We start from the raw sequence: 24,062 nt of genomic DNA on the forward strand, positions 1-24,062 counted from the left end.
GGCTATCCTCCAACCTTTAGTTTTTTTTCCAGTTCAGCCGCCAACCAAGCTGTATATACATTCCTTCCTTTTGTATTCAGGTGTACGACATCACAATATTGGGAATCCGAGAAATTATATTCAGGACGAGCAGTATAAAAAACAGGCTCATCTTGCGGGATAGGAAATATAGAGCGTCCCTTTGGGGATACCGGAATCGAGACAACAAGCAAAGGGATCCCCAAGTGTCCTAACTCACTTAGAAAGTCGGTTACCGTCTGCGGCCGCTCCTGGATGCTACTGAAGTAAGCCCACTTTAAGAAAAAGTCACGTCGCTCTTCTGCAGTCTCAGATTTACGCATAACGCCGCATCCCATAGAAACTTGGAATTTTTCCTGATCAAATACAGTTTCCCCTTTTATTGACCCGAAATATTCTGACTCAATAAAACGGCGAGCATAATAGATTCGCGATTCCAAAGTCCGCTTTTTAGTCAACATTTCTTGCTGGATCACTATCAAATCTGGTTTTGCATCATAGATATCTGGGAACAATCCTCTAAAGTCTTTTAAGATTGCCATATCATGGGTAAGCCTAAGCACTTGTACGGGAACATGAAGCTGCTTAGATAGTATTACAGAAAAGTCTTCACTTAATGGGGTGGCATAGCGCAACCTGGAATCCCCCATCATCACAATCTTCACCACTTCGTTTCCAGACTGAAATTGGTTCATTCTAGGCTGGTTGTATTCGGCAAACTCAGATAATGGAGGGATATCTGACAGCAGGCCGTAATAGAAGTAGCCTGCAGAAAGTGTTAAAAGAAAAAGTGAAAATAACCAAGTAGAGATAGGAATCGCAATTTTTTTATAAAGAAAAGACATTTTCAACTATAGAGGATCAAATATACTAAAGCTCACAATAAACCATTCAGGTTTAACTGCTATTGTAACTACTTATCAAAGTCCTGAGCTTCTATTTAGCTCTTTAGTTTACCCTTCAAACTTAAAATAACCCCCTAAACTTGCCTACCATAATCATTTCCCATAATAAGCAGAAAGTTTTTGATAAAGTACTTTATCCATACCAAAAGTCGATAATCTTTCAGGCTCACCATTCCCCAGGCGAACAGTGACACCTCCATACTCATCAATCAATAATGTCCCCGACATCCCGTAAAGTCGCCCCGGTTGCACGAACACCTTTAGCCCCCCTGCTGTGGAGCGATAAGTATATAAGCCAAAGCCATAACAGCGAATAGCTGTCTCCATATCACAAGTTCGACTACTAGTATCTGACAGGATGTTCATGGGCACTTGATCCAACATTGGCAGCACAGCACTAGCTAATGCCACAGCGCTTCCCGTTAGGCCTGCTGAGGATGCTAATGCATTAAAATCAAATTGGCTGGTGTACCCCTTACCATAAATAGGGCTATTGCGAAAATCGTATTCGACTTCATCAGGATAATAGCCTGAAGCTATAAACTTTATCCCGCGAGAATGCAGATCATAGTTTTGCAAAAGATACTCTTTATATGGCCGCTCATGAGTCTGCGCCAATACAGCCCCCAGAAGGCAATAACCTAAGTTTGAGTAACTCTGCCTTTGACCCGGTTCAAAATCGAGGCTTACCTCCCTAAACTTTGCCATTTTATACGGACACCAGGGTTCTTCACCTGGCACCACAACTGGGTCAGGTGTCAATTTTCGATCAAACCCCCTGAATGCTCCAGAAGGTTCCTGACCGTAATTCTGTTAATTCGTGAATCAGCCACCTCGCCCGATATACTCAAGATATCCACAATCCGATCATTAAGGTCAATGTCTCCGGTATTAACGCCACGAAGAATACTATCAACCGTAAAAACCTTTGTAAGGCTTGCATACCGGAAACGGCTATCAACAGAAACCCTGGAAGAAAATAAAGTTGACCCCATCCAGCCACTTTCACAATGGTACAAATTACCCTCAGGAGAGATATAGGCCAATTGATTTGCTAGCGCTCCTCCAGATGAAATAGCGTACTCCAAAGCCTCAGGCATCCAATGAGGGGCAAAATTAGAGCAGCGTATAGAAGATTCAGCAGCGATAGCCTCAAAGGAATATAGGAGCCGTTTAATTCTGTAAGGGTTAGCTACCCATTGGTGAATAACAAATGCAGCCAAAATGCCCAGTGAAATGTAAGCAGCCAGTTTTTTTAGCACAAAATCCCCTTATATAAAAAAGGGCACCGTAGGTGCCCTTTATATCGCTGCTTTCACCGGAGTTAGCAAAAGAGGCAGTTTTTACTCGGCCTTAGTCAGCCGCTGGCGCTTCCTCTTCCTCTTCACAACCGGTAGGCAGATATTTAGAGTCTGCAGAAGAAGAGCAGCTCCACACGCCATCAGTATCACGAGCCCAAGTCAGATCTGCATTAGTTAGGGCCGCAGCTGCATTTTGGCCAAATGCCGCCACGATAGACGCTGAGCCATCAGCTGCAAGCGTAACAGTCAGGCCGCCTTGGATGTCATCTTCTTCAGCAGCAGCACCAATCATCAGATCGCCAGCACCAGCAAATGCGGTAATCAGGTTACTGTCGGTCCAACCCAGCTCACAGTCAGCTGCATCGGTAATACCTTCCAGTAAACAGCTCTCAACAGCCGTTTTCAGGGAAGCAGTTTCCTGCATTACACGGCTCACCTGTGACTTAGCGACGTAAGTCTGGTACTGCGGGATCGCTACCGCTGCCAAAATACCGATGATCGCAACTACGATCATCAATTCAATAAGAGTAAAACCCTGTTGCTTTTTCATTGTAACCGTCTCCATACAGACTTTAGATAGTGAATCCCGCTAGGGAGCGCATCCCGTGAGGAAGTCGACAAGCAAGATACAAGGTTTATGCCAACTCTTGCAAGACATACGATGGTACGAGCTTTGTTAATGCGACTGGTAGCACAGTTCTATCGATTTGGCGGAAAAGCCAAATTTGAGATCGACAAAGCAAGATGATAACTGACAAAAAATGTCAGTTTTGGCCAAACCAAGACAATAAAGAAATAACAGATCCGGTCGTGAGCTCCACTATTTGGCTCTCGGCACCTTATTCGCTATATTGCCAACCCTATATTTAGTGGTACCCCTTGCAATATAAACATTCGATTGCAGCAATAGCCGGCTTCGCAGCAGTATCGATGATCAGCGGCTATTTTTACGAGTAATCTTTCGGTATGAGTAACATCCCTTTAAGTGGCCTCGCCAAGAAATTGGTAGCAGACAACATTCTTGACCAAGCAACAGCCCAGTCGGCCTTAAAGGCCGCCCAAAGAGCTGGCCAGGCTTTTGCTCAGCATGTGATAGAAGCAAAGCTAATCAAGAGCAAGGAACTCGCCAATATTGCCTCCCAAGCTTTTGGCTCTCCGCTACTCGATCTCAGCTGCTTTAATTTCGAGCAGCTGCCCAGGGGCATTGTGGATGAGAAGCTCATCAACAAACATTTTGCCCTCCCCCTATACCAGCGTGGTAACCGGCTTTTTATTGCGGTGGCCGACCCCACCAACCTCGCCGGCCTGGATGAAATAAATTTTAACACCGGATTAAACACAGATGCGGTACTTGTAGAGGCTGATAAGCTCAGCAAAGCAATAGAGAGCTACCTTTCTGACGGTGATGATATCGGGGCCGGATTGGAGGGTATTGATGATGATGAACTCGACGCCCTGGATGTCGGTGGCGATGAGCAGAGCCAGGATAGTGATGATGCCCCTGGGGGAGATGAAGCTCCTGTTGTTCGCTTCGTCAACAAAGTCCTACTCGACGCAATCCGTACCGGCGCATCTGATATTCATTTTGAGCCCTACGAAAAATCTTACCGCGTCCGCCTGCGTACCGATGGCGTTCTTCACGAAGTAGCCAAGCCACCTATACAGCTAGCACCTCGTATTTCTGCCCGCTTAAAGGTGATGTCGAAAATGGACATCTCCGAGCGTCGCGTCCCCCAGGATGGGCGCATCAAAATGAAGCTGTCGAAAACCAAAGCTATTGACTTCCGTGTTAACAGCTTACCGACACTTTGGGGAGAGAAAATTGTTTTGCGGATTTTGGACCCGTCTTCAGCCAAACTGGGAATTGATGCACTCGGCTATGAGGATGAGCAAAAAAAGATCTACATGGATGCCCTGGCACAGCCACAGGGAATGATTCTGGTAACCGGCCCCACTGGATCGGGGAAAACAGTTTCCCTTTATACAGGCCTAAATATTCTCAACACACCAGAACGCAATATTTCAACAGCCGAAGACCCTGTAGAGATCAACCTGGAGGGCATTAATCAGGTTAACGTATCATCCAAGGTAGGACTGGATTTTGCCGAGGCACTGCGCTCTTTCTTACGCCAGGATCCGGATATTGTCATGGTGGGTGAGATCCGAGACCTGGAAACAGCAGAAATCGCGATCAAGGCAGCACAAACCGGCCACTTGGTTCTTTCAACACTTCATACCAATTCTGCCCCTGAAACCCTAACCCGCCTTATGAATATGGGCGTCCCCAGCTTCAACATTGCAACCTCGGTCAGCGTTATTATCGCTCAACGACTTGCGCGGCGTTTATGTGGAGAGTGTAAAAAGCCCACAACGCTCCCACCTGAAGTTTTAACAGCCGAGGGGTTTGATGCGGTAACAGTACCAGAAAACGAGTGGACAATATTTCAACCAGTCGGCTGCGATCATTGCTCGAAAGGCTATAAAGGGCGAGTCGGCGTCTATGAAGTGGTTCGCATCACCGATGGTATCGCAAGAATTATAATGGAGGGAGGCAATTCAATTCAGATTGCCGACCAGGCAAAAAATGAAGGATTCAACAACCTAAGAACCTCAGCCCTACGCAAAGTTGTCATGGGCGTTACAAGCCTGGAAGAGGCTAATAGGGTCACGAAGGATTAGCACTTCGCGACGACTGATCTATAGCGGTATCCTAAGGAAAGGTCAGGCATTATTGCCTTTGCATTTAGGTTTCAGCCCTAAACACAAAGAAAACACCAAGGTCTGATAAAATCCACACTGCCAGCCTCATCACTGGCACCAAGAGACAACAGGCAGGAATAATAACTATGGCCAACGCCGCAGCAGTAACATATATCTACAAAGGCGTAGATAGTAAGGGCGCAAAGGTCGAGGGTGAAATCAACGGAACCAGCCCTGCGCTAATTAAGGCCCAGCTTCGCAAGCAAGGGATTATCGCCAATCGCGTGCAGAAAAAGCCAAAACCTTTATTTGGCGGCGGTAAAGGTAAAGTAAAGCCTGTCGATATCGCCATATTTACTCGCCAAATGGCGACCATGATGAAAGCCGGTGTCCCTCTGGTGCAGAGCTTTGACATTGTTGCAGATGGCTCCGACAACCAAGCCCTTAAAGAGTTGATATTAAAAATTCGGAGTGAAGTTGCCTCTGGCACAGGGTTTTCCGAGGCACTCCGTAAACACCCCGTGTACTTCGATGATCTGTTTTGTAACCTGGTTGCCTCTGGTGAACAGTCTGGTGCCCTGGAAACTATGCTGGACAGGATTGCTACCTACAAGGAGAAAACCGAGTCTCTAAAGGCAAAGATCAAGAAGGCGATGACCTATCCTATCGCCGTCATTATTGTAGCTGTTATCGTCACATCCATTTTGCTGATTAAGGTTGTTCCTCAATTTGCACAAACTTTTGCGGGGTTTGGTGCAGACCTTCCCGCATTCACCCTCTTAGTGGTCAATATCTCAGAGTGGATGCAAGCCAACTGGTTTTATGCCCTGCTTTCCGTCATTGTTGGTGTCGGCGGTACGATTGAAATAAAGAAGCGTAATAAAAAAGTCGCTGAGGCTTTTGACAGGATTATGCTGCGTATTCCCATTCTTGGCACTATCACCTACAACTCAATTGCTGCCCGCTTTGCCAGAACCATGTCAACCACATTTGCAGCCGGTGTCCCCCTTATCGATGCACTCAAATCCGTTGCCGGAGCAACCGGCAACTGTGTTTATGAGGAGGCAACCCTAAAAATAAGGGACTCAGTTGCTACCGGTGTACCCCTTAACTTGGCGATGCGACAATCTGGCCTTTACCCCACCATGTTGATTCAAATGGCTGCAATTGGTGAAGAGTCCGGCGCTCTCGATGAGATGCTGGGTAAAGCTGCAGACTTTTACGAAGAAGCAGTAGACAACCTGGTGGATAATCTTACTACCTTGTTAGAACCGATGATCATGGCTGTTCTGGGTGTCCTTGTCGGTGGCCTGATGATCGCAATGTACCTCCCAATATTTAATATGGGTAATGTAATCTAAAGCCAAATGTTAGACGTACTCCAGAATCATCTAGCGCTGCTCATAGGCAGCGCCTTTATTTTAGGCCTCTTAATAGGCAGCTTCCTTAACGTCGTAATCCTGCGCCTCCCCGTTATGATGGAACGGGAATATAAGCGGGATTTCTATAGCTATTTTGATACAAAGCCCACTGCCCAAGAGCAAAAAGAGTTAAATAAGCCTTTTAACCTGATACTCCCTCACTCCCACTGCCCCAAGTGCCAGGTTGAGATTAAGCCCTGGCAAAATATCCCCGTCATTAGCTACCTTTTCCTTCGCGGAAAATGCGGTTCTTGCGGTACTGCTATTTCCAAGCGTTACCCAATGGTGGAATTGGTAACTGGTATTCTGACTGCCATTGTTGTTTGGCAGTTGGGCTTCACTTGGCAGGCATTAGCTGGATGCTTCTTTACTTGGGCTCTCGTTGCTCTAACAGGTATCGATTTTGACAAACAGCTGCTTCCAGACAGCATTACTCTACCGCTACTCTGGGCCGGTTTACTCATCAATATTTGGGGAGCTTTTACTTCTTTGCAGGACGCAGTCATCGGCGCTATCTCCGGCTATCTGTCACTGTGGCTGGTGTTCCATATCTTTAAGATTGTTACCGGTAAGGAAGGTATGGGGGCTGGGGATTTTAAAATCCTAGCAGCCATTGGCGCCTGGTTTGGCTGGCAAGTGCTGCCAATGGTCATCCTACTTTCCGCTGCTGTTGGCGCAGCTGCTGGAATTTCCTGGAGCATTGCCGCAGGGCGGGATCGCAACTTGCCCATCGCCTTTGGCCCCCACCTTGCCGGAGCCGGCTGGATCGCCATGCTTTGGGGTGATCAAATCATGAGCTGGTATTTCAATATCTCTGGTCTTAGCAGCTAAACGACCAACTCACTATTCTCCACCTATTTGCTTTACTATGACCCCGGCCAGCTATCTGGCCGGGGTTTTTATTTATACCGCAACCTATTTATTCTTGGGGAGGGCAGCCATTGTTTACCGTAGGCTTAACCGGCGGGATCGGTAGCGGAAAGTCAGCAGCAGCTGGGTATTTCCGTGGCCTGGGCATTAATGTAGTAGATGCAGACTGGGCGGCAAGGGTTGTGGTACAACCGGGAAAGCCCGCTCTGGAACAGATAGCCCGACACTTCGGGGCCGATGTCTTACTGGAAAGTGGCGAATTAAACCGGAGCAAACTGCGCACACTGATATTTGACGACCCAGGCGAACGGCAATGGCTGGAAAGTCTATTACACCCACTGATAAGAGAGGAGATAACTTCCTCGCTGAACGGAACTCAGGGGCCCTACGCGATACTGGAATCCCCCTCCTGATTGAGTCAGGCCAATATGAGCTCGTTAACAGGATTTGTGTGGTCGATCTACCCGAGGCTTTGCAGCTTGAGCGCGCCAGCGTGCGCGATAACAGCCAGCAGGAACAGATTCGCAAAATCATGGCGGCCCAACTGACAAGGGAGCAAAGACTAGAGAAGGCGGATGATGTGCTGGATAACGCTAGTGACTTAGCTTCACTCAAAGATCAAGTAGAGCAACTCCATCGGGAGTACTTACGGATTGCCCGGCTGGAACAGTCGAGCTAAGTTAATTAGAGTACAATTCCGATTCAGATCACTTTAGAGCCCAAGCTAACTTATGCCTAAATCCAGCGTAACGCCGACACTCAACTGCCCTACCTGCAAAAAGCCAATTGAATGGAGCAATAAGTTTCCCTTCAAACCTTTTTGTAGCGAACGTTGCAAGCTGATTGATCTCGGCGAATGGGCTAGTGAGGGACACAAGATTCCCGGGGAGTCAGTGTATGACGATGTGCTGAGTGATGACCTGGACCCGAACAAGCCCCGCCATTAAGGCCATCCAACCCACTTGAACAGCTGCCTGCAAGCAGCTGTTCAAGATGAAGCTTAGGAGAAACTCCCTTTTACCGCTTCAATAATTGCTTGATTGGCATCGGGGAAGTGGAAGTTATCCAGCTCCCCAGCAGACACCCACTTGATTTCCTGCTTCTCTCGTCCTAGGGCCTCACCCGTGAACTGCGTTACCTGCCAAGTATCCAGCAGCACGGTTTTTTCAGGGTAATCGTGACGAATTTCTACCAGAGGCTGCAACTCCTGTACTTCAATGGCCACTTCTTCAAGTAGCTCCCTATAGAGCGCCTCCTGCACAGACTCACCAACTTCCACCTTGCCACCGGGAAATTCCCAGCGCCCTCCCATATGCAAATGGTCGGGGCGGCGGGCAATCAGGATCTTGCCGTCCCCTCGGGTTACTACACCAACAGCAACATGGACAACCTTACTCACTCCACTACCTCAAGTCCGATATTCTGCGTTGATGGTGACATACTCGTGAGAGAAGTCACAGGTCCAGATGTGCTCACTACTGGCACCTCGACCCAGCTCTATACGGATTGTAAATTCGGGTTTTGAAAATACCCGCTCTCCAGCCTGCTCTTGATATCCAGGTGCGCGCCCACCGGCACTTACCACCTGTACATCATCGAGGAAAATCTCCACCTTATCGGTGTCTAACTCGCCTTGGATAGCATTGCCGATCGCCATAACCAGCCGACCCCAGTTAGGGTCTGAAGCATAAAGTGCAGTTTTCACAAGCGGAGAATCACCGACTTCAAAAGCTACTGCCAAGGCCTCTTCACTGCTGAGCGCGCCATCCACTTGTACGGTAACAAACTTGGTCGCCCCCTCACCGTCCCTGACAATGGTCTGGGCCAGCTCTATATGAATTTCCGAAATTGCTTTATACAGCTCCAGGTAGCCAGTGTTCTCAGAGCTGCTGATCATCTCCCCCCGAGCACCTGTGGCCATCAAAACACAAGCATCATTCGTCGAGGTATCTCCATCTACGCTAATCCGATTAAATGAGGCCCCGACAACTTCGCGTACCATTTGATCTAGCAGGGGTTGCGCCACACCGGCATCAGTGGCGACATAGGCGAGCATGGTAGCCATGTTCGGCTGGATCATGCCGGAACCTTTGGCTATACCGACAACGGCAATCTCTTCACCATTAATCATTAACTTGCGACTTGCAATCTTTGGCCGGGTGTCCGTAGTCATAATGGACTCGGCCGCCAATTCCCACCCGGCGGGATCAAGCTGTCCAGCAGACCCCGGGATAGCAGCGAGTAACCTCTCCATCGGCAAGTGCTCACCAATGACACCTGTACTAAAAGGCAATACTTGTTCGGCAGAAATCTTCAGTGCATCTGCCACCGCCTCGCAAGTAGCCCGGGCATCCGCCAGCCCCCTTACCCCAGTAGCGGCATTGGCATTGCCGGCATTAACCACCAGGGCTCGCACTTCTCCTTTGGCGATATGCTCTTTGGCCACCGCTACTGGAGCCGCACAAAAAGTATTCTGGGTAAAAGTGGCTGCAACTGAAGTTCCTTCAGCAAGCTCAACCAACAACAGGTCATTGCGTTCCCAGTCTTTGATCCTGGCGGGTACACTGGCGAGGCGAACCCCTTCGACAACGAGTATGGATAATTCAGGCATAAGAATAACGACTTTGGGCTATCACAGCGCAGGCAAACCTAGACCCCGGTCCACCCAAACGGATTAGCGGAAATAAATGAGCGGTCGACATTATCAAAGCCGAACTTCAGTAAGGCAAGCCAAAAATAAACTTATCTGCGGAATGGGAATTTTTTTCCGCAGATAATTCTTTTACCGGTTAAAAAAATACCCCGCTAAGCGGGGCACTTTCTGAATTCAAGCAGTAGAGAATTAGCTCTGGGTAGAGGAAGCCAGCTTGCCGTGACACTGCTTGTACTTTTTCCCGGAACCACAGGGGCAGGGATCATTACGCCCGACTTTAGGACCGCGACGCTCCGGTGCCGGGGCAGCCGGCTGCTGCTCCTTGGACTCACTTTCTGGAAGCGCCGAAGCTTGAGCGTGTTGCAGCTCAAGCTGCTGCCTGCGCTGCTCTTCCAGGCGACGCTGCTCCATCTCTTCCGCTTGCTCACGAGTCATCGGCTCTACGTGGGCAAGAATACGCACCACTTCATGCTTGAGGTTCTCCAGCATGCTCTGGAACAGGTGGAAAGACTCGCGCTTGAATTCCTGCTTGGGGTTTTTGTTGGCGTAAGCCCGCAAACCAATACCCGCACGCAAGTGGTCCATGCTGGAAAGGTGCTCCTTCCACAACTGATCCAATACTTGCAGCATAATCTGACGCTCGATAGTCGGCATCAGATTGGCATCACCGGAAGATTCACCAATACGGGAAACTTTTGCAGCATAGGCTTCCTGCGCGGCGACAGTAATCTTTTTCCGCAGGCTCTCTTCGTGCAGAGTGCGATCTTCATCGAGCCACTGCTGAACCGGCAACTGGATACCCAATTCGCCAGAGAGCTGCTGCTCCAGGGCTGGAATATCCCACTGTTCTTCCACGCTCTGGGGGGGGATAGAACCGGAGACAATGCCGTCAACCACATCTTCGCGAATGGCAGAGATGGTATCACTGATAACCTCAGCTTCTAGCAGCTCATTGCGCTGGCCGTAAATCACCTGGCGCTGGTCATTGGCCACGTCATCGTATTCCAACAACTGCTTGCGAATATCAAAGTTGCGGCCTTCAACACGGCGCTGGGCTTTTTCGATAGCGTTGGAAACCATGCGGTGCTCAATCGCCTCACCGCGCTCCATTCCCAGCATCTGCATAAAATTCTTCACCCGGTCGGAGGCGAAGATGCGCATAAGGTTATCTTCCAGGGATAAGTAAAAACGAGTAACACCCGGGTCACCCTGACGTCCTGCACGGCCTCGCAGCTGGTTATCAATACGGCGGGACTCATGGCGCTCAGTACCGATAATATGCAGACCGCCCGCAGCGATCACCTGCTCGTGGCGCTTATTCCAATCTTCCTTGACTTGTGCGAGCTCCGCTTCGGTCAGCTCACTACCCTTCTCCTGGGCCAGGGCTGCCGCTTCAGCCTCCCAATTACCGCCGAGAACAATGTCGGTACCGCGACCAGCCATATTGGTAGCGATAGTCACTGCACCCGGGCGACCCGCCTGGGCGATAATCTGTGCTTCGCGCTCGTGGTATTTCGCGTTGAGAACCTGGTGCTTAATTCCCGCCTTTTGCAACTTGCGGGACATTTCTTCAGAGGTTTCGATAGAAGCGGTACCTACAAGGATTGGAGCCTGCTTTTCGCGACAGTGCTTCACATCCTCAATAATCGCTTCCATCTTCTCTTCCTGGCTTAGGTAAACCAGGTCATTGAGATCTTCACGTTGAATTTGCTTATTGGTGGGGATCACCACCACGTCCAGGCCATAAATTTGCTGGAATTCAAACGCTTCTGTATCCGCTGTACCGGTCATTCCCGCAAGTTTGGGGTAGAAGCGGAACAGGTTCTGGAATGTTGTAGAAGCGAGGGTCTGGCTCTCACTCTGAATCTGCACACTCTCTTTTGCTTCCAGCGCCTGGTGCAGGCCTTCGGAGAGACGGCGACCCGGCATGGTCCGGCCGGTGTGCTCATCAATTAACACCACCTGGCCATTCTGCACGATGTAATCCACATCGCGATTAAACAGTACATGCGCGCGCAGGGCGGCGTGCACGTGGTGCAACAGGCCCAGGTTCCCTGGGGCGTAAAGGGACTGGTCTTCCTTCATCAACCCGCTGCGTGACAACAGGTCTTCGATCAACAAGTGGCCCTGTTCCGTCAGCTCAACCTGGCGAGTCTTTTCATCAACGGTGTAGTGCCCCTCCCCACCTTCTTCGGCACGCTCCAGCTGGGGAACCAACTTATTCATTGCCATATAAAGGTGGGACGAGTCTTCGGCGGCTCCAGAAATGATTAGCGGAGTACGCGCCTCATCGATCAGGATGGAATCCACCTCATCGACAATAGCGAAGTTCTGAGGGCGCTGGGTACGGTCCTCTTTGCGCAACACCATGTTGTCACGCAGGTAATCAAAACCGAATTCGTTATTAGTGCCGTAAGTAATGTCAGCCTCATAGGCCGCTTTCTTTTCTTCCGGTGGCTGCTGGGAAACAATAACTCCCACTGTCATGCCCAGGAATTCATACACCGGGCGCATCCAATTGGCATCCCGCGAAGCAAGGTAATCGTTCACCGTAACAATATGAACGCCCTTACCTTCAAGTGCATTCAGATAGGCCGGCAGGGTTGCAACCAGGGTTTTACCTTCACCGGTACGCATTTCTGCAATACGCCCTTCATGCAGGGTCATCCCGCCGATCAGCTGAACATCGAAGTGGCGCATACCCATGGCCCGGCGACCCGCTTCACGCACCGCCGCAAACGCCTCAGGCAGGATTTGATCGAGTTTTTCCCCGTCAGCGAGTCGCTGCCTAAACTCATCCGTTTTAGCCCGCAGGCCTGCATCGTCAAGCTTCTGGAAATCCTCTTCCAAAGCGTTGATCTTTCCCACGACGCGTCGCATGCGCTTCAGCTCGCGGTCATTTTTTGAACCAAAGACCGATTTAATCAGTTTGCCAATCATTATCTAGAAACCACTTATCTTATTTGCGCTGTCGGCGCTAATATCGGGCAGATCGATGCACCGACGCTCCTTTATGCGAGGGGTGCAAGTAAACAGGAAGGCGCAAGCGCTGGCAACTCTTATGCCAAGCTACCAACAATTACGCGTAAAGGAAGGATAGTTCTTATCTGCCTGTGCGGCGGATATAGCTAGCTGGATCAACCGTGCGGTTGTTCTTATATATCTCAAAGTGAACATGGGGCCCGGTAGAACGGCCACTGGAACCCATCAGGGCAATAATTTGCCCTCTCTTGACCACGTCACCCAATCCCACTTTCAGCTCACTATTGTGCCCATAGCGGGTTGAATAACCATTGCCGTGATTAATTTCTACCAACTGACCATAGCCATGGCGCTCATCAGCCCAGGTGACAACACCAGCGGCTACCGAAACAACATCGGAGCCCATCTTGCCAGCAAAATCCACACCCTTGTGCCAAGTCCTACGGCCAGTGAATGGATCGGTGCGATAACCATAACGGGAAGACATCCATCCCTTGCTGATCGGGCGGCCCGCCAAAAACTGCTCGTCCTCAAGTTTGAGGTTGGCCATCAGGGATTCGAGTGTGTTCAGCTGCATCTGGCGATCTTCAATCTGATGAGAGAGATCTCCAATAACATCCAGGAATTCCGGTGGCTGATACGGCAACTCCGATGCACCTGCGATTCCGGGGTCTTCCGGCCCACCAATAGCAGGTGCACTGCCAAACTCAAACTCTCCTTCATCGAGATTGGCAACAGAGGTTAAACGCTCACCCAGTGCATCAAGGCGAGTTAAACGTGCCTGCAACTCCGCAAGCTTAACGGTAAGAGCTGCCAGCTGCTCCCGCGCCTCTCTATCTGCTTCAGCAATTTCTTCCTGCTGTTTGCGCAGTGCGCGACTCCAGGCCTTGGCCGTTCGGGAATCAAATAGGTCAGTTTTAGTAACCGGTAAATTCGCCCCCAGCAGAAATGCACCCACAGGGAGGCTCAGCAAGCACAACCCCAACAGGGCTTTGCTCAAACTGCCAAAATTAAAGCTGCGAGTCGCACCGCGCTCATTAACCAGGATTACTTTCATAGGAGCTGTGAGAAGTTCGACATTTTTAATTTTCGTTAGTCCCCAGCTCACAAGCCGAGGTGCCAAACCAATAAGGATACCAAAAATCTATAGGCTTTCTCTGTGAAACAATCATACAAAAAAGCCGGCACTATAATGCCGGCTTCTTGCGAAAGTATCAAACTGCCAAAATAGGTTTGATATAAGAGATCGGTGCTTCTTCCTGCTCACCTTCAAAGGTGACCATTTCCCAAGCATCCTCCTGAGCCATCAGGTTGCGAAGGGATTTATTGTTCAGCGCATGGCCAGACTTAAAGGCCTTGAACTCACCAATCAGGCTGGTCCCCAGAAGATAGAGATCGCCAATCGCATCCAGAATTTTATGTTTCACAAATTCGTCTTCATAACGCAACCCGCCTTCATTCAGAATACGGTACTGATCAATCACAATTGCGTTATCAACGGAACCGCCCTGAACCAAGCCTTTAGAGCGCAAGTACTCAATCTCGTGCATAAAGCCAAAGGTACGGGCGCGACTCACTTCCTTCACAAAGGAGGTACTGGAAAAGTCCACGGATGAACTCAGGTTGCGCCCCTGGAAAACCGGGTGGTCAAAGTCGATTGTAAAAGACACCTTAAAGCCATTAAAAGGTAGGAAGCTGGCAACCTTATCGCCATCCTCTACAGTTACTGGCTTCTTGATTCGCAGGAATTTCTTCGGAGCTGCTTGCTCCTGGATGCCCGCGGATTGAATTAGAAATACAAATGGGCCGGCACTGCCATCCATAATGGGCACTTCTTGCGCGGATAACTCGACAACCGCGTTATCAATGCCAAGACCCGCCATTGCTGAGAGCAGGTGCTCTACCGTAGCAATGCGAACATCACCCTTTTCCAGGGTGGTTGAAAGGAGAGTGTCGCCGACATTTTCCGCACGAGCCTCGATTTCAACAACCGGGTCCAAATCGGTTCTACGGAACACGATACCGGTGTCTACGGGCGCTGGTTTAAGGGTAAGTACAACTTTCTTGCCAGTGTGCAGACCTACGCCAGTGGCGCGAATAGCATTCTTAAGCGTGCGCTGTTTGATCATGAAACTATCTTTTCCCCGTCGGTGGACTACGCCCCTGAGGCGCAGCAAGCCATCGATACTAGCACAATTGCGACGCCAATACCAATTCTGGGCGAGTGGTCACCACAACTGTGCACCACCTACCTATAGAGGATAGATCAAGCAAAGATTGCAGCGCCAACGCATGTCGCTATGACAGCATTCTAAGATCGGAAGCTCCGCAAGCGCTGTTAATAATTGTTAATTATTTTAGATAGTTATTGCGACTCGTTGGTTCTGGCAGAAATCTGCATAAACGGGGCAAGGGCCTACCCATTCGACAAGGTAGACCCGAGCAAAAGCCGTACCGCAGCGGCAATACCCAGCCGGAGCCGGGCAGACATGAGCGGTGTTCTGCCTCTGCGGTACCGTTTTTCTAGTCTGCCTGACGGCGCAGGAAGGCTGGAATATCCAGGTACTCCATATCCGCATCAGCGGGATTCAAGGCAGGAGCCGGGCGCTTGGGGCGCTCCGCTTCAGTACGAGGGCGCGGATCAATGGCCTCGCGGCTTGCCAGCCCTGCAGAGCTGTGACCAGCATGAGCTGTGTGACTATCGCGAGCCTCACGGGTTTCACGAACGGGCTCCCGAGGCTCAGGGCGGCGGGTATTATCCACTACCTTTGCCGGACGCGCTGCCGGAGTACCCTCGCCAAGACCTGCGGCCACAACGGTAACCCGCATCTCATCACCGAGCTTATCATCTACCGCTGTACCGATAACCACAGTAGCTTCATCGGAGGCGATTTCCTGGACAATCTCACCTACTTCAGAGTACTCACCCAGGGTCAGTTCCTGACAGCCCGCCTCTTCGCTACCGGTGATGATATTCACCAGGATACCGCGAGCACCTGCCAGGTTGACGTTATCCAGTAGCGGGCTTCGCACGGCTTTCTCAGCCGCTTCGCGCGCACGGTTTTCACCGACGGCAGAACCGGACCCCATCATCGCCATGCCCATTTCAGACATTACGGTGCGCACATCGGCGAAGTCCACGTTCATGATGCCCGGACGAATCATCAGGTCGGCAATGCCTTGTACAGCACCCAATAAAACGTTATCTGCCTCTTTGTAAGCAGATTTCATTGTGATCTTGCTACCGAGTACTTCCAGCAAACGATCGTTGGGGATAGTAATCAGAGAATCAACTTTATCACGCAGCTCGAGGATACCCTCTTCAGCTACAACTGTGCGTTTGCGCCCTTCGATCTTAAATGGGCGAGTAACCACAGCAACGGTAAGGATACCCAGTTCTTTTGCAATCTCAGCGACAATCGGCGCACCACCGGTACCGGTACCACCGCCCATACCGGCAGTGATGAATACCATATCCGCACCGGTTAATACCTCAGCAATGCGATCGCGATCTTCAAGTGCGGACTGACGGCCAATATCCGGGTTTGCCCCTGCGCCCAAACCGCGTGTAATTGTGTTACCCAGTTGCAGGATAGTGCGGGCCTCAACATCTTTGAGGGCCTGTGCATCTGTATTTGCACAGATAAAATCTACACCCTCAACATCATTGGCGATCATATGCTTAACAGCATTACCACCACCGCCGCCGACACCAATCACCTTGATGACAGGCTTATCCTGTACGCTATCAACTAGTTCGAACATTGCTGTTCCCCTTTCTTGCTCATGTCGAATTTTACAGCCATGCCTAAAAAAATCCTTCACCGGATGGCTAAATCTGGTTGCACTCTATTACAAATTTCCGCGAAACCAGTGCTTTACCTTGTCCCACCACTGATTATCGTTGCGCACAGGCTGTATTTTGCCCTCTCGAGCCTCTTCCTGCTGCATCGCATACATCAATAATCCAACTCCAGTGGAATAAATTGGGTTGCTGACGATATCCGTCAAACCTGCAATACCCTGAGGCACTGCTAGGCGAACCGGCATATGAAAAATTTCCTCAGCCAGTTCAACCGCGCCCTCCATTTTTGAAGAGCCGCCGGTAAGTACTACACCCGCCGCACACAAATCTTCGAAGCCGCTGCGACGTAACTCCGCCTGTACTAATGTAAACAATTCGTCGTAGCGCGGCTCAACGACCTCGGCCAATGCCTGTCGGGATAAATCCCTGGGCGCGCGATCACCAACGCTCGGTACCTTAATGGTCTCACCTTCGCGAGCGAGTTTTGCCAACGCGCACGCATATTTGATTTTCAAATCTTCTGCGTGCGGTGTCGGTGTGCGCAAAGCCATGGCAATATCATTGGTAACCTGGTCTCCAGCAATCGGTATCACACCGGTATGCCGAATAGATCCACCAGTAAACACAGCAATATCGGTGGTTCCCCCACCAATATCTACCATGCATACTCCCAACTCTTTTTCATCTTCGGTCAGGACTGCGTAACTTGAAGCCAATTGTTCAAGAATGACATCTTCTACTTCCAGACCACATCGACGAATACACTTTTCAATATTCTGTGCAGCATTCACTGCACCGCTGACCAAATGGACCTTTGCTTCGAGGCGAACACCAGACATTCCGAGAGGTTCTTTTACCCCTTCCTGATTATCAATCAGGTATTCCTGCGGAAGCGTGTGCAAAATCTTCTGGTCCGCAGGAATAGCGACAGCCCTGGCAGCATCAATAACACGATCGAGATCCTGCTGGGTAACCTCTCGATCCTTAATCGCAACTATACCGTGAGAGTTCAAGCTGCGAATGTGACTTCCCGCAATCCCTGCGTACACAGAGTGAATTTCACAACCCGCCATCAACTCAGCTTCTTCCACAGCGCGCTGTATAGATTGCACGGTTGATTCAATATTAACCACTACGCCCTTTTTCATTCCAGTGGAACGATGAGAGCCGATACCGACAATATTAAGTTCCCCATCACCGGAAGCTTCACCGACAATAGCGACTACTTTAGAGGTGCCTATATCCAGTCCAACAATCATGCGCTGATCGGATACCTGTGTCATTTTCGTGCCAACCTCGCTGAGCTGCATTCTGTTTCAGGTTCTGCTATCGGACCAGAACACAGCATTCGCTTTTAAACTTTTATCTATAAAACAGCCACCCGGGCTGCCTCGATGTTTACTTTTCTTCGTCTTTCCATTGAACCGCTACCGCATTGCTGTAGCGCGTATCGACGCTGACAACTTTTTGCAAGTGCGGCGCCAGTACACCCCGACTCAAATACAGAAAACGGTGTACCCGCTCCAATAAAGCATCATGGCCAAGTTTTAATTCAATTCCCGACACTAACTCCAGATGCCAACCGCTTAGGTCGTCAAATGACAACCGTTTAACCTCCATATCCCGCGTGGTCAGTAACCCCGCAAGCGCGCGGTATTGCAGCATAATCCGCTCTACCAATTCTTCATCCCCGGCAAGCTCGGGCAGGGACTGAACCCCCATATGTGACGGACGCGGTAGCAGATCCCCACTCGCTACCAACAATTTATCTTTACCCCAGGTGGCGAGAGGTTGCGCTTCAGTGATATCAACCTCAACACCCTTCGGCCAACGCCTGCTCACCGAGGCGGAAGTAATCCAGGGGTTAGACAGTAATGTCTGCTGCATCGCCTGAATGTCCGCTGAAAAAAGCCTGCTTTCAAGTGAGGAAGAAGCACCTCTCTTAACTCTTCTTCAGTTACCGCATTAAAAGCCCCGCGCACCTCAACTTGCTCCAGGGCATCAACATTACTCAGCTCAACCGATGGCGCCCACCGCCACAACCAGACTGCACCATAGAGCAAAGCCGAAAAGCCTGCGAACATCACCAGCAAAAAAACACCGCCCCCAGTTCAGGCGAAGCTTTTCAGAATCGCTGGCCCCTAAGGGGCTCGCACCGCGAGCAGCTTTTTTTTCCTGGAGGTTGATTTCGTTCCAGCCCCTTTCACTCGCTACCTAGCCCTCACTGCTGCGCTCACCCAAGCGCCAATCAGCCAACCTTTGCGAAAGTGCTCCGACGTTGCCAGCTCCCTGGGTCAGGACAATATCACCCGGCTCCAACAGATCAGCTAATACCGGGGGAACCTGATCGATAGTTTCCATAAAAATCGGATCTACCTGTCCCCTGTTGCGTAAGCTTCGCGCAAGCGTTCGGCCATCGGCACCAGCAATTGGCGCTTCACCGGCACTGTATACATCCAGCAAAATTAACTTATCCACCTCAGAGAGGACCTGGACAAAGTCTTCAAACAAGTCCCGCGTACGGGTATAACGGTGGGGCTGATAAATCATTACCAAGCGACGATCCGGCCAGCCATCTCGAACTGTCTTTACGGTAGCCGCTACCTCACGTGGGTGGTGACCGTAGTCATCTACCAACATCACCTTATCAGCTTCGGTATCATCGCTAACTGCATAATCACCGTAGATCTGGAATCGACGACCAACGCCCTGGAAGCCTATTAGACCTTGGCGAATTGCTTCATCACTAACGCCTTCATCACTAGCTACAGCAATTGCTGCAGTCGCATTGAGAACATTATGAATACCCGGTGTATTCACAGAAACCTGCAATAGATCACCCTTGGGTCTCTGTACCGTGAAATGGCTGCGCAGAGGTTCTTGCTTTACTTCAACGATGCGGTAGTCATTACCCTCATCAAATCCATAGGTCAGAACCGGGCGGGAAAACTTGGGGATGACTTCCTGAACATTGGCATCATCCCCGCAAACTACCGCCAGACCGTAAAATGGCAGGTTGTGTACAAAGTCGATAAAGATCTGTTTCACCTTTTCGAAGTCGCCACCATAAGTTTCCATATGGTCCGCATCGATATTGGTAATCACCGTCACCATCGGCTGTAAGTGAATAAAAGATGCATCGCTCTCATCAGCTTCAGCCACTAGATAGCGACTTTCGCCCAAGGCAGCATTGGCACCGGCAGCGTTGACCAGGCCACCGATAACAAAGGTCGGGTCTTTTTTATCTGCCGCAAAAATTGAGGCGATTAAGCTGGTCGTGGTGGTCTTTCCGTGGGTTCCCGCCACAGCAATGCCATAGCGATAGCGCATTAGTTCACCGAGCATTTCGGCACGGCGTACAATAGGGATTCTCTTTTCTCTCGCTTCAATCAGCTCCGGGTTATCGCCATGTACGGCAGAGGAATTAACCACAACATCAACGCCGCGAACATTTTCCTCGCTGTGCCCGATTTGGACCTTAACGCCCAATTTGCGCAATCTATCAGTAACCGCAGATTCACGCAGGTCAGAACCTGAGACTTCGTAGCCCTGGTTCTGCAATACCTCAGCAATACCGCTCATACCGGCACCGCCGATACCGATAAAGTGGATACGGCGGATACGGCGCATAGCCGGTACCGCATAACTTTTATCTTCGTTTGTCCGCACTGAAGACATTACTTTAACCTTCGTCCACTTATTCTGTGTTACCTGGCCGAGGCCAGCTCTTCTCTGCAAGCGTTAACCACTTGCTCAGTCGCATCAGTTTTTGCCGCGCGCCGCGCGGAGGTCGCCATTTGCAATAGTTTCTGACGATCTTCTAACAGGCTTTGTAACAAGCCGGATAACTTCTGCTCGTCCATTTCCCGCTGCTGCATAACAATCGCTCCGCCAGCATTTTGCAACCACTCGCCATTACGCGTTTGATGATCATCAATTGCAAAGGGGAAAGGCACCATGATTGCACCGACTCCCGCCGCTGAAATTTCAGAAACAGTCAAAGCCCCGGAACGGCAAATAATCAGGTCCGCAGAGCGGTAGGCCTCAGCCATATCCGCAATAAAAGGGACCACCTCAGCTTCTACTGCCGCCTCTTTATAGGCGTCTTTGGCAGCCTGAAGGTGGCGCTCTCCAGCCTGGTGGACCACTACCGGGCGCAGGGAGGGTTTCAGCAATGCGATTGCCTTAGGAACCAGTTCATTAATTGCTACAGCACCGAGACTACCGCCCAATACCAAAAGGCGCAGAGACGACTGGCTGCCAATTCGTGTTTCTGGCTCAGGCAATTCTGCAATTTCTTTGCGCACTGGATTACCCACCTGCCTGGCACCGGGTAACCCACTGGGAAATGCTTCAAGCACCTGGCTGGAAATCCGCGCTAACAAGCGGTTTGTCGTTCCGGCAACAGCATTTTGCTCGTGAATAATCAACGGTATCCCCCTGAGACGGGCTGCAACGCCCCCTGGGCCGGTCGCAAAGCCACCAAAGCCGAGTACTGCATCAGGTTGTACCTGCTTAACAACTGTCCTGGCCTGAGCAATTGCCCGCAAAATTTGCAACGGGGCTTTAAGTAAGGCCAACTTTCCCTTCCCCCGAATACCCTCCACTTTAATGCAGTGCAAAGGAATATTCGCCGCAGGTATTAATCGGGATTCAATCCCACGGGCAGTACCTAACCACTCGACAACAGCTCCCTGCTCTTGCAACGCTTTAGCCACAGCCAACGCTGGGAACACATGACCGCCGGTACCACCGGCCATCAGCAAAAACTTCTTTCCAGAAAAACGCTTATTTACTTCAGGCATCAAACCGTTTCTCCGTTGCTGCCCTTCACACTGGACTTGGTTGAATGGAATATTGGCAGCTGACGCAAAAGCTCAAGCCCCCCGCTTCCGTTTTCAGCAGGCTCTTTTAGTTCAGCCCGAATCCGCATCGCCAAGCCAAGTAATGCACAACATACAATCAGGCTGCTGCCACCAGAGCTGACAAATGGCAGCGTTAGCCCTTTAGTCGGCAACAGGCCTGAAGCAACGCCCATATTCACGAAAGCTTGTCCTGCCAATAGCACTGCCATACCAAAAGCCAGAAGTGCAGCGAAAAATTTCTCCTGCACCAAGGCCTCTTTTACCAGGCGGAGCAGTGAGTAGGTGAGAACAACAAAAAGCCCTACCAGCACTACGCCACCCAACATTCCCCATTCCTCTGCCAGAATGGCGAAAATAAAATCCGTATGGGCCTCAGGCAGGTAAAACAGTTTCTGCACACTATTGCCCAAACCAACTCCAAACCACTCTCCGCGACCAAATGCAATCAGGGACTGGGTAAGTTGGTAGCCACTGGCAAACTGATCCCCCCAAGGATCCAGAAACGTCAGCAATCGCTGTAAGCGATAGGGGCTCATCAGTGCCATTAGCGCCAGTCCACTCGCAGCCGCAGCTACCAATAAAAAAGTATGGGGAAGACGCGCTCCCGCCAAAAAAACCATTGCCAATACGGTGCCTGAAATTACAACCACCGAACCGAAGTCCGGTTGTAAAAGCAATAACAGAGCAACCGTTGCGAGAATCACCACTGGCACCATAAAGCTGGTCCAGTGACGTAGTTGCTTATTTCGACGAGTTAAAAAACTGGCAAAAAAACTAACAGACAGAACTTAGCCACTTCCGCGGGTTGCACAGTTATGCCTGCAAATACCAGCCAACGCCGGCTACCGTTCACCTCCCGTCCAATCCCCGGCACAAGCACTGCGATCAATAGCAGGCAGGCAAACAGTAATAATGGCCAGGACAGTCGCGACCAAATTGACAGGGGAATCTGACTAACGACAAATCCAGCTAATCCACCAACCATCAAAAAAGCCAAATGACGCCTGAGGAAATACCAGGGATCACCATAAATATCCGTAGCAAAAGCGATAGATGCTGAAGCGACCATCACCACACCAATGCTAGCCAGAACCAGAACACTGAGTAGCAGCAGCCCATCCTGCCATTCACTACCTTGAACCTTGATTACCTGAGCACTCACTGGGAGCCTCCAGCGGTATCGCATAATTTCAAAACGGCCTGGCGAAAATCATCACCGCGGGCTTCAAAATTCTTATACATATCAAAGCTGGCACATGCCGGTGATAACAATACATAGTCACCGCCATTGGCTAATTGTCTGGCCTCAGCGACGGCCTCTGCCATTGTGCTAGCCCTGCGAATCTCGCACAGGCCATCAAAGACACCTGCTATTTTGTCTCCATCTACACCAATACAAACCAGGGCCCGGAGTGCTCCTGCACTTTTCCGTAAGGGAGCAAAGTCAGCACCCTTGCCATCCCCTCCAGCAATAAGCACTATTTTTCTGCTTGCCGTAGCCAAGCCATCCAATGCCGCCTGGGTTGCTCCTACATTGGTGCCTTTTGAATCGTTAACATAAACAACGTCTTCAAAATCAGCCACGCGCTCACAGCGATGTTTCAACCCGCGAAAGCTGCGTAAAACTTTTAGCATCGCCTCATTGGGCAGGCCCAGTGCATAGCCCATTGCCAGGGCTGCCAAACCATTGGCGATATTATGCTTACCCACCATAGCCAAATCGGCCACAGGCATTAAAACTTCTGTGCCTCGAGCCAACCAGTTCTGCCCCTCATGCAAGCGCAGTCCAAACTGATTGAGATCCGGCTGATCAAGCCCAAAACTCCACTCCCGTCTCTCTCGGGAAAGAGGCCCCTGGGATAAGGGGTCCGCGCGATTTATCACGAACTGATCCGCTCCGCGATAAATGCGCTGCTTGGCCCGGTGGTACTCCACCATACTGGGATAGCGGTCCATATGGTCCGCACTCATATTTAAAATGGTGGCTACGTCAGGTGCCAGCGAGTAGGTGGTTTCCAATTGAAAACTGGAAAGCTCCAAAACAAAGATGTCCGGCAGAGGTTTCTCAAGTAAATCCAGCACCGGCACACCAATATTGCCGCCCACACCAACTGTCAGCCCTGCCTCTTCAACCATCTCCCCCAGGAGTGTGGTCACTGTACTCTTTCCGTTGGAACCGGTAATCGCGGCGAGCTTCGCTGTCGATTGCATCCGAGTCAGGGCCTGGGCAAATAACTCAATATCCCCAACCACAGGAATCCCATCCGCAATCGCCTGCTGCAATACGGGTTCAGCAAGCGCAACTCCGGGGCTGGCAATAATCAAGCTCGCCGCGAGTATTGTCCCCGGGCGCAGTGGACCTGTTTCCACCGCAACCTCTGGGAACTCCTGATGAAAAGCTTCGAGCCCCGGCGGGTTATCGCGACTGTCTACCACGACCGGCGTATGGCCGTGACGCAGCAGGTAGCGCACCACCGACTTTCCGGTAGCGCCAAGACCTATTACCACTTTCTGCTGTGAAGAAGTCGCGATCAGGCTCATT

Annotated in this window: 19 protein-coding genes and 2 pseudogenes; 5 read left to right on the forward strand and 16 right to left on the reverse strand. The window is 50.5% G+C overall.

What is annotated here, in order from left to right; genetic code table 11:
• Positions 1 to 2: 2 nt before the first annotated feature.
• The 4 genes from P0078_RS07795 to P0078_RS07810 form a co-directional block, all read right to left on the reverse strand.
• Positions 3 to 863: a hypothetical protein gene (locus P0078_RS07795; protein WP_282933848.1), complete on the reverse strand. Its 861-nt coding sequence runs from the start codon at positions 861 to 863 to the stop codon at positions 3 to 5.
• Positions 864 to 1,016: 153 nt separating this feature from the next.
• Complete coding sequence (locus P0078_RS07800) at positions 1,017 to 1,685, reverse strand: serine hydrolase domain-containing protein (RefSeq protein WP_282933849.1); 669 nt, start codon at positions 1,683 to 1,685, stop codon at positions 1,017 to 1,019.
• Complete coding sequence (locus P0078_RS07805) at positions 1,682 to 2,185, reverse strand: serine hydrolase domain-containing protein (RefSeq protein ID WP_282933850.1); 504 nt, start codon at positions 2,183 to 2,185, stop codon at positions 1,682 to 1,684. Before P0078_RS07805 ends, P0078_RS07800 begins: the two co-directional genes overlap by 4 nt.
• Before the next feature lie 91 nt (positions 2,186 to 2,276).
• Complete coding sequence (locus P0078_RS07810) at positions 2,277 to 2,774, reverse strand: pilin (protein WP_282933851.1); 498 nt, start codon at positions 2,772 to 2,774, stop codon at positions 2,277 to 2,279.
• Positions 2,775 to 3,190: 416 nt separating this feature from the next.
• Here P0078_RS07810 and pilB point away from each other — a divergent pair, with 416 nt between their 5' ends.
• From pilB to yacG, 5 genes and pseudogenes are all read left to right on the forward strand, one after another.
• Complete coding sequence (pilB, locus tag P0078_RS07815; RefSeq protein WP_282933852.1) at positions 3,191 to 4,903, forward strand: type IV-A pilus assembly ATPase PilB; 1,713 nt, start codon at positions 3,191 to 3,193, stop codon at positions 4,901 to 4,903.
• A 167-nt stretch (positions 4,904 to 5,070) separates the two neighbouring features.
• Positions 5,071 to 6,285 (forward strand): type II secretion system F family protein, encoded by a 1,215-nt coding sequence (locus P0078_RS07820; RefSeq protein WP_282933853.1) that lies wholly within the window; start codon positions 5,071 to 5,073, stop codon positions 6,283 to 6,285.
• A 6-nt stretch (positions 6,286 to 6,291) separates the two neighbouring features.
• Entirely contained in the window at positions 6,292 to 7,176 is an 885-nt protein-coding gene (locus P0078_RS07825; RefSeq protein ID WP_282933854.1) for a prepilin peptidase, read from the forward strand.
• A 110-nt stretch (positions 7,177 to 7,286) separates the two neighbouring features.
• A pseudogene (gene coaE, locus P0078_RS07830) lies at positions 7,287 to 7,894 on the forward strand (dephospho-CoA kinase).
• Positions 7,895 to 7,946: 52 nt separating this feature from the next.
• The gene (yacG, locus tag P0078_RS07835) at positions 7,947 to 8,162 is read left to right on the forward strand and encodes a DNA gyrase inhibitor YacG (RefSeq protein ID WP_282933855.1); all 216 of its coding nucleotides are present in this window, start codon (positions 7,947 to 7,949) and stop codon (positions 8,160 to 8,162) included.
• A gap of 53 nt (positions 8,163 to 8,215) precedes the next feature.
• Here yacG and mutT read toward each other — a convergent pair whose 3' ends face one another.
• From mutT to murD, 12 genes and pseudogenes are all read right to left on the reverse strand, one after another.
• The gene (gene mutT, locus P0078_RS07840; RefSeq protein ID WP_282933856.1) at positions 8,216 to 8,614 is read right to left on the reverse strand and encodes an 8-oxo-dGTP diphosphatase MutT; all 399 of its coding nucleotides are present in this window, start codon (positions 8,612 to 8,614) and stop codon (positions 8,216 to 8,218) included.
• A gap of 9 nt (positions 8,615 to 8,623) precedes the next feature.
• Complete coding sequence (gene argJ, locus P0078_RS07845) at positions 8,624 to 9,826, reverse strand: bifunctional glutamate N-acetyltransferase/amino-acid acetyltransferase ArgJ (protein ID WP_282933857.1); 1,203 nt, start codon at positions 9,824 to 9,826, stop codon at positions 8,624 to 8,626.
• A 231-nt stretch (positions 9,827 to 10,057) separates the two neighbouring features.
• Positions 10,058 to 12,808: a preprotein translocase subunit SecA gene (gene secA, locus P0078_RS07850; RefSeq protein WP_282933858.1), complete on the reverse strand. Its 2,751-nt coding sequence runs from the start codon at positions 12,806 to 12,808 to the stop codon at positions 10,058 to 10,060.
• A gap of 163 nt (positions 12,809 to 12,971) precedes the next feature.
• Positions 12,972 to 13,907, reverse strand: coding sequence for a M23 family metallopeptidase (locus tag P0078_RS07855; protein ID WP_282933859.1), 936 nt, complete (start codon positions 13,905 to 13,907; stop codon positions 12,972 to 12,974).
• Positions 13,908 to 14,064: 157 nt separating this feature from the next.
• The gene (lpxC, locus tag P0078_RS07860) at positions 14,065 to 14,979 is read right to left on the reverse strand and encodes a UDP-3-O-acyl-N-acetylglucosamine deacetylase (RefSeq protein WP_282933860.1); all 915 of its coding nucleotides are present in this window, start codon (positions 14,977 to 14,979) and stop codon (positions 14,065 to 14,067) included.
• A gap of 394 nt (positions 14,980 to 15,373) precedes the next feature.
• Entirely contained in the window at positions 15,374 to 16,615 is a 1,242-nt protein-coding gene (gene ftsZ, locus P0078_RS07865; protein ID WP_282933861.1) for a cell division protein FtsZ, read from the reverse strand.
• 87 nt (positions 16,616 to 16,702) lie between these two features.
• Positions 16,703 to 17,938: a cell division protein FtsA gene (gene ftsA / locus P0078_RS07870; protein ID WP_282933862.1), complete on the reverse strand. Its 1,236-nt coding sequence runs from the start codon at positions 17,936 to 17,938 to the stop codon at positions 16,703 to 16,705.
• Positions 17,939 to 18,053: 115 nt separating this feature from the next.
• Positions 18,054 to 18,542 (reverse strand): cell division protein FtsQ/DivIB, encoded by a 489-nt coding sequence (locus P0078_RS07875; RefSeq protein WP_282933863.1) that lies wholly within the window; start codon positions 18,540 to 18,542, stop codon positions 18,054 to 18,056.
• Between the two features lie 327 nt (positions 18,543 to 18,869).
• Positions 18,870 to 20,333 (reverse strand): UDP-N-acetylmuramate--L-alanine ligase, encoded by a 1,464-nt coding sequence (murC, locus tag P0078_RS07880; RefSeq protein ID WP_282933864.1) that lies wholly within the window; start codon positions 20,331 to 20,333, stop codon positions 18,870 to 18,872.
• A 29-nt stretch (positions 20,334 to 20,362) separates the two neighbouring features.
• A complete protein-coding gene (murG, locus tag P0078_RS07885; RefSeq protein ID WP_282933865.1) occupies positions 20,363 to 21,460 on the reverse strand; it encodes an undecaprenyldiphospho-muramoylpentapeptide beta-N-acetylglucosaminyltransferase in 1,098 nt (365 codons plus the stop codon).
• Positions 21,460 to 22,706, reverse strand: a pseudogene (gene ftsW, locus P0078_RS24535) (putative lipid II flippase FtsW). Before ftsW ends, murG begins: the two are co-directional and overlap by 1 nt.
• Positions 22,679 to 24,061: a UDP-N-acetylmuramoyl-L-alanine--D-glutamate ligase gene (murD, locus tag P0078_RS07900; protein WP_282933868.1), complete on the reverse strand. Its 1,383-nt coding sequence runs from the start codon at positions 24,059 to 24,061 to the stop codon at positions 22,679 to 22,681. Before murD ends, ftsW begins: the two are co-directional and overlap by 28 nt.
• Position 24,062 lies beyond the last annotated feature (1 nt).

Source organism: Microbulbifer sp. VAAF005, assembly GCF_030012985.1.
GTDB lineage: Bacteria > Pseudomonadota > Gammaproteobacteria > Pseudomonadales > Cellvibrionaceae > Microbulbifer.